The organism is Mesorhizobium sp. B3-1-8 (assembly GCF_006439495.1).
In the GTDB taxonomy this organism is placed as follows: domain Bacteria; phylum Pseudomonadota; class Alphaproteobacteria; order Rhizobiales; family Rhizobiaceae; genus Mesorhizobium.
Genome location: NZ_VFTK01000021.1, coordinates 105,247 through 123,485, shown reverse-complemented (window position 1 = coordinate 123,485; position 18,239 = coordinate 105,247). Strand labels below are relative to the sequence as shown.

Below are 18,239 nucleotides of genomic sequence, written 5' to 3'. Positions count from 1 at the left end.
CACAGGTTCAAATCCTGTCCCCGCAACCAATTTTATCATAAATCAATAACCGTCCCGGTCTAACCGGGGCGGTTTTTTGTTGGACTGGCACGTAGTCACCGATTCGGCACTCGTTGTGAGGCACATTCCTGCTTGCCGCGGACAAACGAGGTATTTGCGCGCTGTTGTCATCGAGCGCTGGATCTGTCCCGGCTCTAACTAAGCGATAACGCCAACGTACTTTCCTGCCGGTGCCAAGACACCGAAATGCCATTTACTAGCCCTCAACCAACGACTTCGATGTCGACGGCGAATGCCTCGCCTTTGTGAGTTCTGTGGCGTCGTGATCCGTCAAGAGTTCGACAAGAATCCTCGTCTGGCTGTCCCAAAGCATCGGGCAAGCGTAGCCGATCAGCGATCATCGGCGTACCGTCACACGATCAAATTGTCGCCGCTCATTTTCTAAGCCCGCTTGCGCATCGACGCCTGGTGGACCAGCGACGACCAGCTGTTAGAGGAGGCGAGGTGGCAATAGATCATCGCCAGCGCGCCGGATCTGCGGAGGTCGAGGAAAGCCTCGTCGCCAAGCTTGTTCAGCGCAACCTCGTCGATGATTTGGAAATCGGTGAGATTCAGGGTCTCGCCGCCTTCCAGCGTCACCTTGCTCTGCCGCGCCGCGAACAGGCCGTGCGCGTCGATCTTCTCGACCATGGCGCGGGTGGCGTTGAAATCGTTCTGGAACTGGCTGCAAAAGGCGAGCGCCTGCTTGGTCGCTTCGGTCGGCTCGGTGCCGTTGAAGAACAAAGCGAGCTTGCCGCCATCGTCTCGGAAGGGAGCGGCGAGTTGATCGACGACGCGGTCGCTGGCTCGGTCGATGCAGAGTGTCAGCCGGCCCGTTGTCGCCGACTCATCCGCCAGGATGAAGGGATAGCGCCGCACATAGGCCGGGATGTAGTGGGGTTCGGTCCAGCGGCCGTCGTGATCGACGAACCGGTTCTCGTTCTGGCGCAGGCCAGTGATGATCACCGGCGCCTTGCCCGGGCCTATGAAGACGATCGGATAGGAGCGCATGGCGCCCGGCATTTCTGAGGCCGCCACGGGGATGGAATGCGCCGCGCGGGCAAAGCCGAAATCGGCGCGCGCGATCAGCCCGAGCGAGCCATGGCGTATCGGGTTGAGCGCTTCGGGATTGCTATAAAACAGCGGCAGCGCATTGCCGGAGCCGGCTAGCGCCGGCGCCTTCTCGGTCTTCGCTTCAGCCATGTTCAGCCTCCTCCAAAAAGCCATGCAATAGCGCAGCTATAAAGGGTTTAGGCCAGCACAAGGGCTGGCGCAACGGCTTCCCGGCACGCTATGAACAGCATGGCGCGGACCGCCGGTATTGGCGGCAACCGGTAGTGATTGAAGGTGGACGGGAATGGCATCGGCTACGCAATTCGAGCAGGCGGTCGGGCAGACATTCGTCGTCGAGGCAGGCGGGCAGATGGTCGCGCTGGAGCTCGCTTCAGTAAAACGCGTCGCCAACAGTCCGCGGGCCGGCGGCGGCTTCTCGGCGCTGTTCAAAGGGCCGCGCGAAATGCTTTTGCCCCAGGCGACCTATCGCTTTGTCGGCAGCGAGATCACGCATGACATCTTCATCGTGCCCATCTCCGGCGACCAGGCGGGCTATATCTACGAAGCGGTCTTCAACTGAGATCGGCCGAGCGTGGTCGACTATGTCACAATCCCCAAAGTGCTGGACAAAGCGACCTGTCGCGCGTTGTGCTCGGAAATTCGCGCAGCCACCGGCGAGGCTGCCGGCCTGCTCGGCCGTTCCGATCAGAAGCCGCAATGGTCGCAGGTGCGTCGGACCAGACGTGCCGAAGTTTCGCTTGCCGCGCAGGCGCTGATAGAGCGTCTGCTGGAGCAGCAAAAAACGGTGCTCGAACGGCATTTCGCAATCGCGCTGGGCGCGTTTGAGAAACCGCAGTTCCTCCACTACCAAGAGGGCGATTTCTTCGTGCCGCACCAGGACGGCAACACGCCGATCATTCGCGACGAGTCGCGCTTCCGGAAGATTTCGATGGTGATCTTTCTTAACGGCCAGTCCGACGAGCCTTCGCCGGAGGACTATTCCGGCGGTTCGCTGGTCCTGCACGGACCTTACAGCGGTCCGGAGCTGCGCGTCGCGATGCTGGCATTGCCGGGGTCGGTGGTCGCGTTTCGCTCGGAAACGACGCACGAAGTGACGCCGGTTACGCGCAACGAACGCTTCACCATCGTCTCCTGGTATCGCGGTGCGTGATGGTTGCGGCGCTCACAGGGCCGGACGCAGCATCAGGTCGTAAACGCCCTTGTCTTCGGCCACGGTGAAGCCCAGCCGCAGGTAAAGCCGCATGGCCGGGTTGTGCTTCTCGACATGGATCGAGACCGCTTTGCCGATGGCTGCGGCTTCGTCGATGAGATCGCTGAGCAGGGCCGAGCCGAAGCCCTTGCCGCGAAACGCCGGCAGGAAGGCGATGTCGATGATGCGGTGCTCGCCTGGCCAGCGCTCGATATAGAGCCGTCCGATATCGCTGCCGGCACGCGTGACCACCAACCAGTCGGCATCGGGGTAGTATTTGCGGTAATGCGCGTGCTGCGCCTGGAACTGCATGTCGAGGAACGCGGCCTTCTGCGCCTCGGCCCAGGATGTCACGGCCAGCTCTTCGAGGCGGGTCGAGGCATAGAGGTGCAACAGAAACGGCAGATCGGCATCCGTTGACCCGCGGAATGTGAGCCCAGCACCCGCCGCGCGCATCCAGCCGGCCGCCCCGCGAAAATGGTTCATCGGCAAATCAGGGGCGTGGTGGGAAGACGCCCTGAAGCGCGATGCAGAAATAGCAGGTGAGATAGGGTTGCATGTTGTTGTGCGGCTGGTCGCCGCCGACCGGTCGCACCGCCTGATCGTTGAGCGGCGTCAACGTGGCTGTCGCCGAGTAAGATTGCCCTGGATTCGTGCGCGCATAGGATCGTGTCGCACTTGGAGCCGCCAGATTGGCTGGATTGATATTCCCCATCAGCGTGTGCCCGTGCTGCGGCATCTCCGATATCAGCAACTGCACCGTCTCCGATCCGCCCTGCTCACCGAGATCGTGCAGCGACAGCCCCGGTCCCTGCCCCGGATGCATCGGCGCGCGGCCCTGCAAATCGGGCAAGCCAAAGTTGGACTTGCCATTGCCGCCATAGGTCGTGCCGAGCAATGAGAACAGCGCGGTGTTCTGCGATATTGGCAGCAGTTGACCGTCGCACCATGCCCAGCCCTTGGGCGCGAAGTTGAACGGAAAGATGCGGATTTCGGCGACGAACGGATCGGCCATGACGTCCTCTTCAAGTCGGCGACGGGAAGATACCGAACAGCGAGATGATGAAATTGATGCAAAGATACGGCTGGAAGTTGGTATGCGGCAGACCGCCGCCGGTCTGCCCGGCGGTCTGTGGGGACATCGGCGTCGTCGCCGGCGCTTCACGGTAGATCTGCGAGGCGCCAACCTGCCCGGTCACATTGCCGGTGGGCGTATTCGCCGCTGCGTTGTTCAACGAGGCGACAAACGGGTGCGTGTGTGAGGGGATCTGTTGGGTCGTCAGCGTGACTTCCTCCACGCCCCCGGTCTCGGCAAGGATGAAACTGTCGCCCTGATGCAGCGGCAGCCGGCCCCTCAGGTCGGGCAATGCGAAGGTGCTCTCGCCGTCGCCGCCATAAGTGGTGCCGATCAGGTTGAACAGGGTTTCATACTCCGAGATCGGCAAGAGCTGTCCTTCGCAGAACATCCAGCCGGCAGGATTGAAATTGCCGGCAAACATTCTCACTTCGCCAACATAGGGTTGTGCCATAATTGCGTTTCCTCAGGTCGGCGACGGGAAAATGCCCTGCAGGGCGATGCAGAAGCTCAGTGTCAGGAACGGCTGCATATTGATATGCGCCTGGCTGCCGCCGACCAAGGCCAGCGTACCGGGGTCCATCGTCGTAGTGGGGTTCGCTGGCGGCGTATAGACGTTGGCGACCGTTGCCAGCAGGTTGCCGGCGGGAGCCGGCACATCGGCATTGGCCGTGGTGGCCATCTCGGCATGGCTATGGACCGGCAGTTCCGAGATCGAAAGCATGTGCGCCTGCTCGCCGCCCCGTTCGCCCAGCACATGACTGCCGCCGACATGGATGGGGACGCGCCCGCGATAGTCGGGCAGGGCGAAATTCACCCGGCCGTCGCCGCCGAAAGTGGTGCCCAGCAACGAGAACAGCGGCTGGTTCTGGTTGATCGGGAGCAATTGCCCATTGCACAGCGCCCAGCCTTTCGGAGGGAAGGCAAAAGACATGATTCTGATTTCGGAAAGAAATGGTTCCGCCATCGCACCCCTCCTTGCTGTAAGCATACATTAGCGCAATGCGATTACATTACACAACGGCAATAAGGCGTGTAATCAAAAAATCTTTTAACTTCACTTTTACTAAAGTTACGCCCAGCGGCGAAAATGCCACCACCAAGGCACATGCAAGGCAAGACTTAGGGCGCCACTACCGGCGGAAGCGTCGGCAAGCTGTTGACGAAGGTGATGGTCCCGCTGCCACCCGTCGTATCGACCGTTTGCACGCCGGTGTTGTCATCCTGGATGACGCCGAGCGCCGTGCTCTGGCCCGAACCATTCCGCGACAGGTTGAGGTGCGTGCTGGCGTTGAAATTGCTCAACGAAACATCGACCGTATAGTTGGGTGAATGGGTCAGCGTGTTCTTGCTGCCCGCACCGCCGGTGCCCGAACCGATGACGACATTGGTCGTGCTGGTGTCGGTGGCTGTGGCGCCATTGTCGACCAGCAGCGCGGCAAACGGGAATGAGCTCGTTGGCGACGTCACGCTGTTGCCGTAGATCGTGGCATTCAACGTGGCGCTGCCATCGTTGTTCTGGAGATGGATGCCGTTGTTGCCGACGCCGGTGATGGTGTTGTTTTGGATCAGGGTCGTCATCGTGCCAGCGCCGGCCACGCGCACGAAAATGCCATCCGAATTGGAGTTCACCTTGGCCGGGCCGATCTGGTTGCTGGCGATCGTGCCGGCCATGGTGCCGTTGTCCTGACCCTTGGCGACGAAGATGCCGACGGTATCGAAGGCATTGGCGCCACCGTCGGTCAGAACGTTGTGCGAGATATCGAAGGTGGTCGTCGCAGCGGAGGCAAGGCCGCCCGAGCCGCTGCGGATATCGACCGCCGTGCCGCCGCCGGGGATGATCGCCTGGCCGTTGTGGAACGTGTTGCTGCGCACCACGGCATCCATGGTGGAATTGTTGTTGGCAAGGAACGCGATGAAGTCGGCGCGCGTGCCGGCGAAGGTGCTGTTGGTCAGCGTGTAGTTGGCGGTCGCGCTGTTGTAGACCTGTCCGCGAACATTGTCGTTGCCTCCCGTCGCATCGATCAGGCCGAACTGGATGTTGTCCATGGTCAGCCGGGTCAGCGTGCCGCTGGTGTTGTAGAGGTCGACGTTCTGGTTGTAGCCGCCCGATATGCTGGAGTTGGTGATCGAAGAGGTGCCGAGCAGGTTGTCGAAGCGGATCGAGCCTTCTTCGCGGTCGCCGGCATTGTTGTTGCCGTTGACGCCGTTGATGGTCATGCCGGTCATCGTGAAGTTGGTGACGGTGTTGCCGTAGACGGCGAAGTTCGAGAAGTCGTTCAGCTGCATGTTGGCGAACGATACTCCGGAGGTATTCCTCAGGAAGATGCCGGTGCCGGCACTTCCGCTCACGGTCTGACCGCCGGCGTCTGTGCCGGTCAGGATATCGGCGCCGGTCTTGTTGGAAATCGTGCCGCCCGAGCCGGCCGAGCCGGTGCCGGTTACGGTCAGCCCGCCGCTAGAGCCGGTGCCGTCGAGCACGATGCCGGCGGCGGTGCCGCCGCTCGAGGAGATGCTCTGGAACTTCAGGCCGGAGGCGCCAATCGTCGTGCTGACGACATTGAGCGCGGTCGCCTGGCCCGAATTGATGGTGCTGCCGGAGGCGGTCGCGCTGACCGTGCCGCCGCCGGTCGCGTTGAAGCCGATCGAGTTGCTGCTCGAGGTGTCGATGGTCAGGGCGCCGGCGAAGCTGATGGTCGAGCCGGTGTTGGTGTTGAGGAAAATGCCGTCGCTCGAGCCGGTCGAGGAAACCGCGCCGCTGAGTGTCACCGTGCCGCCAGTGCGGTTCTGGATATCGATCGTGCGGCCATCGCTGGTCTTGGTGATCGAGCCGCCATAGGTGACGGTTGCCGTGCCGCCGGAGCCCAGGAAGGCGACGCCCGACGCGCCGGTCAGCGAACCGGTGCCCAGGTTCACCGTGCCGGTGACATTGGTAAGCGCGACGTTGTTGGTGCCGCCGCCGGAGGTGGTCGAGGTGAAATTGATGCCGGCCGCGATGCCGTTGAGGTTGACCGCTTGGGCGGCAGTCGTGCTGATCGAGCCGGTGGCGACATTGACCGTGCCGCCGTTGGTCGCCGTAAAGGCCGTGTTGGCGCTGCCCGTCGTGAGGGCGAGGTTGGCGAAACTGATGGTCGAGGCCAGGCCGCCATTGTTGATCGACACACCTGTGCCCGCGGCGTTGAAATCGACCGCGCCGCTGAAGTTGACCGTGTTTGCTCCGGTCGCGCCGGAGATGGCGATGCCACTGCCGCCAATGGTGGACGTAACCGTGCCGGCAAAGCCGAAGCTGCCGCCGGTGCGGTTGGTGATGCTGACGGCTGTGCCGGCGACGTTGGCGATCGAGCTCGCGCTGTCGAAGGTGAAGGCCGCACTGCCACCGACGACGGACACGCCGCTGCCGCCTGTCGTGTCGACATTGGTGCCGGTGACCGTTCCGGAGGCTGCGCCAAACTTGATGGCAGTGCCGCCAGCACCGGTAGACAAGAGGGAGAGATTGGTCAGCGTCGTGGTGCCGGCAGCGCCGGTGCCGAAGTCGATATCGGCGGCCGTGACGTTCCTGATCGTCATGTTGCTGATCGTGGCGTTCGCCGTGCCGGAGCCGCTGATGCCGATCGCGGCATTGGCGCCTGTGCCGTCGTTGCCATTTATCGTAAAGCCGTCGATGATGTTGCCGTCGCTACCCAGCGTGATGATGCTGCTGCCATCCGCGCTCGTCAGCGTCGCCGCGCCGTTTGGCGTCTGGTCGACGATCGAGATGTTGCTGCTGGCCAGCTGGATCGTCGACGGCACCGTCAGCGCCAGGTTGATGTTGCCGTTGCCGAAGCCGCGCACCTGCTCGTTGGCCGCGAGTGCCAGCGTGTCGTTGCCGTTGCTGCCCGCCGCCGTGATGACGCCGCCGTCGTTGACCAGCACGATGATGTCGGTTGAAACCGCCGCCGCTTCCGCAGTGGTCAGCGTCGCCAGATTGTTCTGGTCCTTGCCGCTGCCGTCGCCCGTGGCGCTGGCGCCGACGAAGTAGATCCTGCCGACGCCGAAGCCGAGGCCGGGACTGGCGGCGAAGTTGACATCCTGGAAGTCGTAGGTGCCTGAAGCCGGCGCGCTGGAGGCGTCGATGCCGACATTGGCGCTGATGGTCGAGGCTTGGTCAATCGCCTGCTCGCCGTCGCCATAGATGAAGTTGAGGTTGCTCGCCGAACTGAGGAAGACGCCAGTGTTGACACCGGCGATGCTCGAACTCGCGCCGTTCGGGTCGGTGTCGCCGAGACGCACGGTCTGGCCGCCGGTGGCGCCGCGCAGATCGACGCCGATCGAGGTCCCGGCCGCGGCCGCATTGGTGACGTCGAAATCGTTGGCGGTCACAGCGGCATTGATCGTTGCGCCGTTGAGATCGAAGGCCACGGCGGCGCTGTTGTTCAAGCCGATATCGAGATCGTTGAAGGACAGCGCCGCGCCCAACGTGCCGGATACGTCGACACCACGCGACGTGATGCCCTGCAGGTTGACCGTGCCGAGCGCGATCGTGCCGCCACCGGACGAGGCTATGTTGGCAAGCGAAACGCCGGTCGCGGCGCCGTTGGCCGAGACGGTCGAGAAATTCAGCGACGTGGCGCCCACCGTCACGCCGCTGAGGTTCAGCGCGGTTCCCGAGGTCGTGGCGATGGTGTTGGCGCTACTGCCGGTGCCGACATTGACCGTCCCGCCGCCCGTGGCCGTGAAGCCGGCGCCGCTTGTGGCGGTGATCGCCAGCCCGCCATTGGTGAAGTTGACCGTGCCGTTGGTGTTGCCGGTCAGGCTGACCGCGTCGTTGGTGCCGGAGCTGATCTGCTTGCTGGCGCCGGAGAAGGTGATGGTGGCCGCCGTGCCGTTGTTGATGTTGGCAACGACGATGTGGCCGCCATTGGTGGCGGAACCGTCCGTCAGATTGCCCGACAGCGTCACCGAACCGCCGGTCAGTTCCTGGACCGAGACCGCCGCGCCGTTGCCGTTGGAGGCGATATTGCCGGCATAAGAGATCGTCGCATTCCCGCCGCTCTGGTCGGTGGCCGAGCCGACATTGAAGGCGGCGCCCGAGCCAGTGTTGGTCAGCGTGCCGTTGCCGAGATCGAGCGAGCCCGCCACCTGCTGCAGGTTGATGCCGTTGGCCGCGCCCGAGAAACTGGCGTTGACCGAGGTGAAGCCGCCGCCGAGGGTGGCCGAAGTGATGTCGACGGCGGTTCCGTTCGAGGTACTGACGCTGCGCGTGCCGGCGCCCGTCACATTGACCGTGGTGGCGGCCGGCGGGGCGCTGCTTGCGACGCGGAAGCCGCTGCCCGTGGATGTGGTGATGCCCAGCGTGCCGTCGAAGGTGATGGTGGTGGCGCTGGCGGCGTTCTCGATGTTCACGCCACGGCCGGCCGAGGCCGAATTGTCGATCGTGGTATTGCCGAAGATGTAAGTGCCGCTCGAATTGAGAACCTCGATGCCGGCGCCGCCTGAACCGGCGACGTTGACGGCGTCGAGATCGACATTGCCGCCGCTGGCGCCGCTGATCAGCACGCCCTGGGCGGCCGCATTGGTCGAGGTGACGCTGTTGAAATGGACGCCGCCAGCGCCGATCGCGCCCTGCAGCGACAGCGCCGTCTGGCCGGTCGCGTTGATCGTCGTCGAGCCCGCATTGGCGACCGTGAGCAGGTTCAGGCCCGAGAAATCGAGGCCGGTATCGGCCGAGGTGGTGATGTCGAGGCCGCCATTGAAATTGACGGCGCCGGCGGCGGTGCCGCCCGAGATCGACACGCCGTTGCCGCCGGTGATCGTCACCTGGTCGGTGAAGGTCACCGCGCCGCCGGTGCGGTTGGCGATGTTGATGCCGCCGCCGATCAGCGTGCCGGGCGTCGCGCTGTTCGTCAGGATGCCGCGCGACACCTGGATGGTGCCGGAGCCGCCGTTCACGTCGAGCAGCGTGCCTAAAACGTCGATGTCGTTGTTGATGACCGAGAGATTGCCGGTCAATCCCGCGACCTTGATGGCCGTCTGGCCCGCCGCCACATTGCTGATGGTGACGCCTTCGATGGTGATGCCGCTGGCATTGCTGAAGCCCGGCGCACTCTGGTCGATCAGCAAAGCGGAGCCGCTGGCGCCGCTGAAATCGAAGGCGGTGTGGCGGACGGCGTTGTCGCCGAGCAGATGCATGAAGTCGCCGGTGCCAGTGACCACGGCCTCGTCGCCGGTGATGTTGCCGCCGGTGGCCCCGAGGCTGCCATGGACGTTCACCGGCTGGACGGTGCCGATCGAGACGACGTTGCCATTGCCGAAGCCGGTGATCGTCTGGCCCGAATCGAGCGTAAAGGCGCTGGTGCCGACATCGATCGGACCGACGAAGGCGAAGTTCTGGGCGCCGGTCAGCGCATCGGCGGCGGCAAGCGAAATGGTGCCGACGCCCATGCTAAGGTTGCCGGTCGTGCCGGCGTTGATGAAGCCGCCCGACTGCGAAACCAGCGTGACCGCGCCAGGCGCCGAGGCCAGATTGGCGCTGCCGGTGAAGAACACGTCGTCGAAATCGTAATCGCCTAGAGTCGGATCGAGGCCGACCGCGTTGACGGTGTAGCCGTTGGTCGCCGCGGCGATCGAGGATTCCAGCCCATCGGTCGAATCGCCGTCGCCGAAGGTGAAAGTAGCGTTGGCCGAGGTGGCGGTGGTCTGACCGGACGAAAGGTCGACGCCGATGCCGACATTGGCGATCGAGGACCCTTGGGAGAAGGTGATGACCTTGTTGCCGGTCGTCGAGGACAGATCGATGCCGCGCGAGGTGAGGTCGCCGAGGCCTGTGATGGTGGCGGCGAGGCTGAAATCGGCCGCAGTGGACGAGCCGCTGAAATCGATGCCGGTCTGGTTGGCGCCGATGTTGCTGACCGTCGTGGCGCCGAAGGTGACGTTGGCATTGGTGCCGGTGAAATCGATGCCGGCCGTGTTGGCGGCCGAGCCCATCGTCACAGTGGTGCCGCCCGAGAACATCACCAGGCCGTCATTGTTGGCGATCTCGATACCGTTGCCGCCCGCGCCCGAGATTGTGACGCTGCCGAAGCCCAGGTTGGCGCCGCTTGCCACGTTCGAGACCGAAAGGCCGTTGCCGGTTGCATTGGTGATCGACAACAGCGCCATGTCGTTGAATGTGGCGTTGCCGGCAAGCCCGCCGATCACCGCGCCGCCGCCGCCGGTTGCCGTCAGCGTCTTGCCGAGGCCGAAGGCGATCGCCCCGCCCGTCGGCGCCGTCGTCGTGCCGATGGCGAAGATATTGCCGGTGCCGGTCGAGGTGACGTTACCCGTGAACGCGACAGAGCCGCCGGTGGTGCCGTCGACCTTGATCGCCGTGCCCGGCGCGCTTGCCGAGCTGGAAATGTTGGCCGAAACGGTGATCGCCGCGCTGCCGCCGGACACCACGACGCCGTTGCCGGTGCCGGAATTGGTGATGGTGCCGCCGATCGAGATGGTGCCGGTGTTGTTGGTCAGGTTGACGTCGTCGTCGGAAACGCCGGTGGTGAAGAGGTTGCCGACGTTGACGGTGGCAGCGCCGCCCTGAACGACGAAACCCGGGCCATTGCCGACGACGGTTGCGATCGTGGTCGTGCCGTTGAAGGTATAGGTGCCGCTGGCGACATTGGTGAGGCGGATGGCGTCGCCACTGACGCGACTGATGTCGACGCCGCCAAAGGTGACGTTGCCACCGTTGGTGTTCTCGATGACGATACCGGTCGGCACAGTACCGCCGGAGCCGTCGACGGTGACGCTGTCGAAGGTCACCCCGCCGGCGCCGATGGTGAGGCCGCTGGCGCCGCCGAGCTGGATACCCTTTTCGGTGACGCCGCCGCCCGTGGCGATGGTGTTGGTGCCGGTGACGTTGAGCGTGCCGCCATTGATGGCGCTGAAGGCGAAGCCGCCGTCGGTGGTGAGGTCGAGCCCGCCGTTGAAATTGATCGTGCCGCCGGCATTGCCGGTGAGATCGATGGCGTTGGCCGCGCCGGTGCTGGCTGTGATCTTGCCGCCGAAGGTGGCACCGCCGCCGGTCATGGCGTTGATCTTGACCGCGCTTGCCGCGCTCGTCTGGTTGATCGTGCCGTTGTAGGTGAGGGCGGCAGTTGCCGTGTCGATGTTGAAGGCCACGCCGGACGTGCCGGCGATCGAGCTCGCATTGTCGAAGGTGAGCGTGCCGATGGAACCGCCGGTGACGCTGACGCCGGTTCCGGCGCCGGTGATGTCAAAATTGTTGAAGGTGCCGGTGCCGCTGAAATTGCTAGCCAGGAGGCCGGTGCCGCTGACGCCGCCCATCGTGGTGTTGGTGACGTTGATAGCGCCCGATGCGCCGGTCAGATCGATGCCGGTGACGGCGCTGGTGATCGTCACGCCAGTGATGGTTGCCGCGTTTACATCCGATCCGTTGATCGCCGAGCCGGAGCCGGAGTTGCTGATGCTGAGATCGGCGACGCGGTTGCCATTGGCGAGGTCGATGGTGCCGCCGGCCGAATTGTTGAGCGTGGCGGCGCCATTGCCGAACGGATCGGCCTGTGTGCCGGAGGCAACGACATTGGTGCCGGTGACATTGGCCGGTGGCCCGCCGAGAGAGACCGTGTTGCTATTCGCGAACGAGACGAGCTGCTGACCATCGGCAAGCGTGAAGCCGTCCGCATCGGTGTTGATGTTTCCAGTGCCGTCGTTGATGAGCACGAAGACTGTGTTCGCGTCGGTGGTCAGGTCGTCGGCGGCAGCCGCGTTGATAAGATCGCTGACGTCCGCGCCGCTGCCGGTGCCGGTGTCGGCCGCGCCGACGAAGATGATGTTGGCAGCATCGAACAGTTGCGGCCCGACGAGCGCCGTGCCGTTGAAGGCATAGGTGCCGCTGCCGGCCATCAGGCCGCGCATGTCGAGCGAGGCGACCGTGCCGGTGATCGAGGCGCCACCGGCGGCACCGAAGGAGAAGGTGGTGTTGGCGGTGGTGCCGGCAGCACCATGCGTGCCCATCTGCACGCCGGTGCCGGCCGTTATGATCCCGCTGCCGATGGTGACAGAGCCGCCGGTGGTGCCGGAGAGGTCGATGCCGGTCGAGGTGCCGGCGCCCGCGATGTCGAGCGTCGTGGCGGTGAAGGTCGAGGAACTGCCGGACAGATCTAGGCCGGTCTTGCCGGTCGGGAGGTTGGTGATGTCTATGTTGCCGAAGGCGATCGTGCCGTTGGTGCCGAAAACATCGATCGCGTTCTGGCCTGGCTGGTCGATGGCGACGTCGCCGAAAGTGACGGCGCCGGAAGTGGTATCGAGAATGATGCCCGAGCCAGTGAGGGCGGTGACGGTGACCTTTCCGCCGAAGCCCACCGTTGCCGAACTGTTCTGAATGACAATCCCGTTCGGCACGCCAGAGATCGTCGTCGTGCCGGTGATATCGAAGCTGCCGGTAACGTTCGAGAGAGCTATCCCGGTGCCGCCGGCAGTATGGGTGAGGCTGGTCAGCGTGACGTCCAGCCCGATCTGCGAGGCACTGAACCCTTGGCCGGGATTGCCGGAAATCGTCCCGCCGGTCGTCGTCAGTTTGCCGGTGCCGGTGGAGCTTGCATCGACGCCGCTGCCGGCATTGTTCTGCGAATTGAGCGTCTGGAAATTATAGGTTCCATCGCCGGTGATCGACAAGCCATCGGCGCCGTTGCTGTTTAGCGTCGTGGTGCCGTTGAAATTGTAGGTGCCGGCCCCCTGCAGGGACAGGCCCGCACCAGTATTGCCGGTCGAGATCAGGTCGGTGGCAGTGGCGCTACCGGTGCCGTCGAACAGCACACCGGCAAGGCCGGCGCCGCTGACCGACATGCCGGTCAGCGTAACGCCGGTGACGCCGCTGCCATGGATGCCATTGGCGCTGCCACCCGAAATATTGAAATCGAGCAGCGAGCTGTTGTTGGCCAGCGTTACAACGTCGTCGGCGCCGGTGCTGGTAAGCGTCGCGGCGCCGTTGACATCCGAGACAACCTGGTCGTGCTGGACATTGTCGCCGGTGACGTTGATCGGGACGCCGCCGAGCGAGAAGCTGCGGCCATTGCCGAAGGAAGCGAGCGTCTGGCCGGCGCTCAGCGTGAAGCCGCCGGCGGCATCGATCGGCGTGTTGCTGGCGTCGTTGACCAGCACGAAGATGGCGGTGCCGTCGGTGTTGGCATCGGCCGTCGCGATCGAGGCCAGATCGAGAAGCGAGGAGCCGTCGCCTGTTCCTGTCGCGGCAGCGCCGACAAAGATCACATTCTGCGTGTCGAAAAGCTGCGGCCCGCTGAAGGTGGTCGAACCGAAGGCATAGGTGCCGAGCGTCTGATTGAGGCCGCGCGCGTCGAGCGAGGCGGTGATGCCGGCGATCGAACCGCCGCCGAAGGTGAAATTGGCATTAGCCGAATCGGCCGGCGTACCGGCAATGCCGAGGCGAACGCCGGTGTCGACATTGGCGATGGTACCGCCATTGGTGATGGTGATGACCGCACCGCCGGCGCTGGGCGAGGTGAGGTCGATGCCGGCGGAGCCGGCCGCGCCGGTACCGGTAAGATTGAGCGACTGCGCGGTGAAATTGGTCTGGCTTCCGGAGAAGTCCAGGCCGGTGCCGGCTCCGAGCCCGGAAATGACGATGTTGCCGGCGACCACAGCGGCGTTGACGCCGCTGAACGACATGCCGTCGGCGCCGGGATTGGTGATGGCGATGTCACCGAAGCGGATTGATGCCGGCGAGTTGGTGATCGCGACGGCCGGGCCGGTGGTGTTCGAAATATTCGTCGCGCCATTGACGGTGAAGCTGCCCGACACCTGGTCGAGGATGACGCCCGACACGCCGCCGCTCTGGGTGATGGAATCAAGCACGACATGGGCGGTGATCGGATCGATGAAGACGGCGGTGCCGCCATTGCCGGAGATCGTGCCGCCGGTGGTGGTGAAGCTGCCGCCGCTCGACGTGCCCTGCACCGTTATGCCGCGGTCGGTGTTGTTCTGGGCATTGACGGTGGCGAAGGTGTAGGTGCCCTGTCCGGTTATATCGAGGCCGTCATCGGAATTGCCGTTGAGCGTCGTCGTGCCGGTGAGGTTGTAGGTGCCGTTATCCTCGATGTGCAGGCCGTCGAGGCCGTTGCCGGTCGCGGTGAAATTGGACGCGCTGACGCTGGTGGAATTACCGGTGAAGTCGGCGCCGTTGCCGCCGGCGCCGCTGACGGTGACATCGGTCAGCTTCGTGCCTGCGGCATTGTTGCCGAAGATGCCGTCGCCGCCGCCGGTGATGGTGATGTTGCTCAGCGAGTTGTTGCTGGCCAGAGTGATCACGGGGCTGGCGGCGTTGGTGCCTTGGATGGTGCCGTTGCTGCCGCCGAAATTGTATGTGCCGACGCTGCCGTCGGCGAGCTTCGCCTGGACGCTGCCGCCGCCGCCAATGACGGTCTGGCCGGCCGTGAGATTGACACCGCCGGTGGTGATGTTGCCGCTGCCGCCGAGCGCGACGATGAAGCCGTTGCCGCCGGCCTTGGTGACGGCATCATCCAGCGTGGTCGGATCGCCGATGGTGCCGAGGCCGAGCGAATTGCCGCCGTCGGCGAAGAAGAAATTGTCGAAGGCCGCATTGGTGGCAGCGTTGATGGCCACCCGCGTCGTCGTGCCGTTGACCCTGTCCTGGTTCTCCAGCCTGACGCCGATGTCGCCGCGCACGCGCTCATTGAGACGCTTGCGCAGGCCCGGGCTGACCGTGGAGACGAGATCGGGATCGTCATCGACGGAACTGCCCTTGCCCGACACGTTGAACGGCACCGTCAGCCGGACGCTGCCGGCGAACTGGGTGTCGTCGCGGTTATCGTTGCGCACCTCGCCGGTGAAGGTCAGCGACGTGCCTTTGCCGACGACATCGCCGAAGGTGTACTCGATCCCCGCCTTGGCCCCGGTGATCGAATGGTCGTCGCCGTTGGGGTCGGCGAAATGGTAGGCGCCGACGTCGAAGCGCAGCGACTGGTTTTCCGGCAGGTCGATCGGCGCCTGGACGCCGACCTCGCCCTCGATGCCCCAGGCCGCATAGGTGCGATGGTCGATCGTCGAAATCTGTTCGAGCAGCTGGTTGCCGACGAGCGACAGCGTCGAATCGATACCGGTCGAGCCGCGGTCCTTGCTGATCGGCAGGTAGACATTGACATGCGCGTCATATTTCGAGGTGATCGCCTCGAGGCCGAGCGTGGTGGCGACGAACTGGTGGCTGTCGTCGTTCTGGATGTTGAGATAGGCGTAGCCGCCGACCATCAGATCCGGATTGACGATGCGGCGCACGCCGAGGCCGACATCCTGGCCGAAGCCGTTGTCGAAATCATATTTCGAGCGGACGTCGAGGAAGAGGACCGATTCGAGGTTCTGCTTGATCGGCAGGAAGCCTTCGAGCGCCGAATAGCCACTGTTGCTGTTGGCGCCGATGATGGCACGGACCTGCGGCTGCCATAGCCCGGCATCGTCGGCATGCGCGGCCAGGCCCGACAATGCGAGAGCGACAGTGGTCAGCGCGGAGGTGCGCAGCAAAATGCCTGAGCGGCGGGATGCAGCCAATGCTCCGCCGCGTCGCCGCATTTGGCGCTCAGCGGTCTTCCCCCGACGTTCAATCAGCCCTGTGCGCGAGCGCATCTACCCGTCCCGGCTGCCGCCATGCTCTTCCACTGGGATAGCGGATAGCTAATGTATTGCATAGTATTGCACGGCAATTCACGGTTGCGATACGGTATTAACACAGAAATTAGAGTCCTGTTGCAGTAGGGCAACATTGACTTTGCGTCCAACGACTCGAACTCGATTAAGCCGGCTATAAACCGAGAGATGTGACAATTGGAGTATATTAGTGAGATTTAATGTACTTGGAAGGCAAAGATACCTGCCCGTCGGCCTCGGCGCGCTTTTGCTGGCGACCGGCCTTGCCATGGCCGAAGATACCAAGCCGGCAGAGACGAAACCCGCGGACGCCAATCCCTGGGTGGTCAATTGCTCGTCGGGATCAACGGGCACCGAACTGCAATGCCAAGTTTCGCAGAATCTCACCGAAGCGAAGACCGGCCAGCGGGTTCTGACTGTGACGGTGCGCCGCCAGCAGGGTACCCCAGGCTTTGCCATGCTTTTGGCCCTGCCGCATGGCCTGTTCCTGCCATCGGGAACTTCCTACCAGATCGACAGCGGCAAGAAGGTCACGATCGCTATCCAGACCAGTGACCAGAACGGCGCCTATGCCGCGACGCCGCTGGCGCCGGATCTGCTCAAGGCGATGCGATCCGGAGCGACGTTGAACGTCGGCATGGAATCGGTAACGCGCAAACCGGTGATCATTCCGGTTTCGCTCAAGGGGTTCGGCGCGGCGGTCGACAAGCTCGAAGCGACCAAGTAAGGCGGCGCAAAATTGCCCGGTTGCGAGCTCGAAGCCGGCCGGGGGGCGGCTGCTGGTTCGAGGCTGGCCGCGCCCGTGTGCATCTGGTGTGGAGGCCGCCTTTTGCCCTGCCAAGAAGGTGCACCCGGCGTTTGTGGTTGACGAGCTCCAAAGCTTCGCGCGCGTCTCAACACGGCGGGGTTTGCGTGCAAAGACGACGAGCCGATTGATGGTTTTTACCGGACGTACGTGTCCGATCCGTTTGGCAATCGGATTGAGTTAATGGGAGTCGCGGGACAACGGTGCGGAGCCAGGCGCGGATACTTATGATAGCAGAGGACCGCTACCTCGTGAACTCACTATGGGGGGCGCGCTCTGGGCAGGTTGCCATACAGCGCTGTCACGGAATTCGTTTGCTGAAAGGATCTTCCTTAAGGATCGCCGGCGCGCTTGAATCCAGTCCCCGCAACCAAACTCAAAACGGCCCGCTCAACGCGGGCCGTTTTGTTATTCGGCTGTGAGGGCCGGTCGATTTGAACTCTCAGGGGCCTGCAATAAGGGCAAAGCCGACCCCCCCCGGGACAGAGAAGCCAAATCCTGGCCTCGCTACCAGCTTCGATTGCAAAACGCCGGCAACTCAACGAGTTGCCGGCGTTTTGCTTTCGTGGCGCAGTTCCGCTCAGACGGGATCGTCAGGCGTGCTTGTCGTCGGGATGGCCAAGCTCGCAGAACCAGCCGCCGAGATATTTCACCGACGGCTTGTTCGGATCGGGAACAGGGGCTTTGGCCTCGACCGCGGCGCGAAATGGCTCGGCACTGTCCTGCGGGATGAACCCAAGGTGGTCCGCGCCGCTGTTGTCGACCATCTTCAGCTTGTTGTTGGAAATTCCGAAGGAGATCGTGTGGCCGACGCGTGGCGCGGTCAGCGACGCTTCGACCAGGCGCACGCAGTCGGCGAAGGAAAGATATGACCACAGCATGCGGCGGTCGACGGGCTCGGGGAAGGACGAGAAGATGCGCAGGCACACCGTCTCGATGCCGAACTTGTCCCAATAGAGCCGGCTGAGGCTCTCGACGAAATTCTTCGACACCCCATAGAGGCTGTCGGGGCGCACCGGCGCGTCGACGCCGATATGCGCCTCGATCTCGTGATAGCCGATGGCATGCACCGACGAAGCGTAGATGACGCGCTTCACCCCGTGTTTCCGGGCGCCTTCATAGATGTGGTAGGAGCCGCGGATGCTGGAATCGAGGATGGTCTGCCATTCGCATTCGAGCGGCGCGCCGCCGAAATGCACGATCGCGTCGCAATCCTTGGTCGCCGCGATCGTCGCTTCCATGTCGGCGAGGTCGAAGACCGCTTCCTCCTCGTGCGGCGCAAGGTCGCCGAAGGGTTCGCGCCCCGCCAGGCGGATCGTCTTGGCCAACGGCACCAGCCCCTTGCGCAGCTGCGCGCCGAGCCGGCCGGCGGCGCCGGTGATCAGGATACGTTCGTAATGCGGCAT

At 63.8% G+C, this 18,239-nt stretch carries 10 protein-coding genes; 3 read left to right on the top strand and 7 right to left on the bottom strand.

Annotated elements, in window-relative coordinates; all coding sequences use genetic code 11:
• Positions 1–441: 441 nt before the first annotated feature.
• A complete protein-coding gene (locus FJ424_RS20335) occupies positions 442–1,242 on the bottom strand; it encodes a SapC family protein (RefSeq protein WP_140654318.1) in 801 nt (266 codons plus the stop codon).
• Between the two features lie 154 nt (positions 1,243–1,396).
• Here FJ424_RS20335 and FJ424_RS20330 point away from each other — a divergent pair, with 154 nt between their 5' ends.
• Both FJ424_RS20330 and FJ424_RS20325 read left to right on the top strand, forming a co-directional pair.
• On the top strand, positions 1,397–1,672 hold the full coding sequence (locus tag FJ424_RS20330; protein ID WP_140644689.1) for a hypothetical protein: 276 nt from the start codon (positions 1,397–1,399) through the stop codon (positions 1,670–1,672).
• A gap of 12 nt (positions 1,673–1,684) precedes the next feature.
• On the top strand, positions 1,685–2,263 hold the full coding sequence (locus FJ424_RS20325) for a 2OG-Fe(II) oxygenase (protein WP_140654320.1): 579 nt from the start codon (positions 1,685–1,687) through the stop codon (positions 2,261–2,263).
• Positions 2,264–2,275: 12 nt separating this feature from the next.
• Here FJ424_RS20325 and FJ424_RS20320 read toward each other — a convergent pair whose 3' ends face one another.
• From FJ424_RS20320 to FJ424_RS20300, 5 genes are all read right to left on the bottom strand, one after another.
• Positions 2,276–2,788, bottom strand: coding sequence for a GNAT family N-acetyltransferase (locus tag FJ424_RS20320; protein ID WP_140654322.1), 513 nt, complete (start codon positions 2,786–2,788; stop codon positions 2,276–2,278).
• Between the two features lie 7 nt (positions 2,789–2,795).
• Positions 2,796–3,317, bottom strand: coding sequence for a tail fiber protein (locus FJ424_RS20315; RefSeq protein WP_140644686.1), 522 nt, complete (start codon positions 3,315–3,317; stop codon positions 2,796–2,798).
• 10 nt (positions 3,318–3,327) lie between these two features.
• A complete protein-coding gene (locus FJ424_RS20310) occupies positions 3,328–3,801 on the bottom strand; it encodes a tail fiber protein (RefSeq protein WP_246672381.1) in 474 nt (157 codons plus the stop codon).
• 42 nt (positions 3,802–3,843) lie between these two features.
• Positions 3,844–4,344: a tail fiber protein gene (locus FJ424_RS20305; RefSeq protein ID WP_140654324.1), complete on the bottom strand. Its 501-nt coding sequence runs from the start codon at positions 4,342–4,344 to the stop codon at positions 3,844–3,846.
• A gap of 155 nt (positions 4,345–4,499) precedes the next feature.
• On the bottom strand, positions 4,500–15,932 hold the full coding sequence (locus FJ424_RS20300) for a hypothetical protein (RefSeq protein ID WP_246677309.1): 11,433 nt from the start codon (positions 15,930–15,932) through the stop codon (positions 4,500–4,502).
• A gap of 286 nt (positions 15,933–16,218) precedes the next feature.
• Between FJ424_RS20300 and FJ424_RS20295 the strand changes: the two genes are divergently transcribed.
• Positions 16,219–16,755, top strand: coding sequence for an invasion associated locus B family protein (locus tag FJ424_RS20295; RefSeq protein WP_246677308.1), 537 nt, complete (start codon positions 16,219–16,221; stop codon positions 16,753–16,755).
• A 671-nt stretch (positions 16,756–17,426) separates the two neighbouring features.
• On the opposite strand, the gene FJ424_RS20290 is transcribed toward FJ424_RS20295, so the two are convergent.
• The gene (locus tag FJ424_RS20290) at positions 17,427–18,239 is read right to left on the bottom strand and encodes an NAD(P)-dependent oxidoreductase (protein WP_140654327.1); all 813 of its coding nucleotides are present in this window, start codon (positions 18,237–18,239) and stop codon (positions 17,427–17,429) included.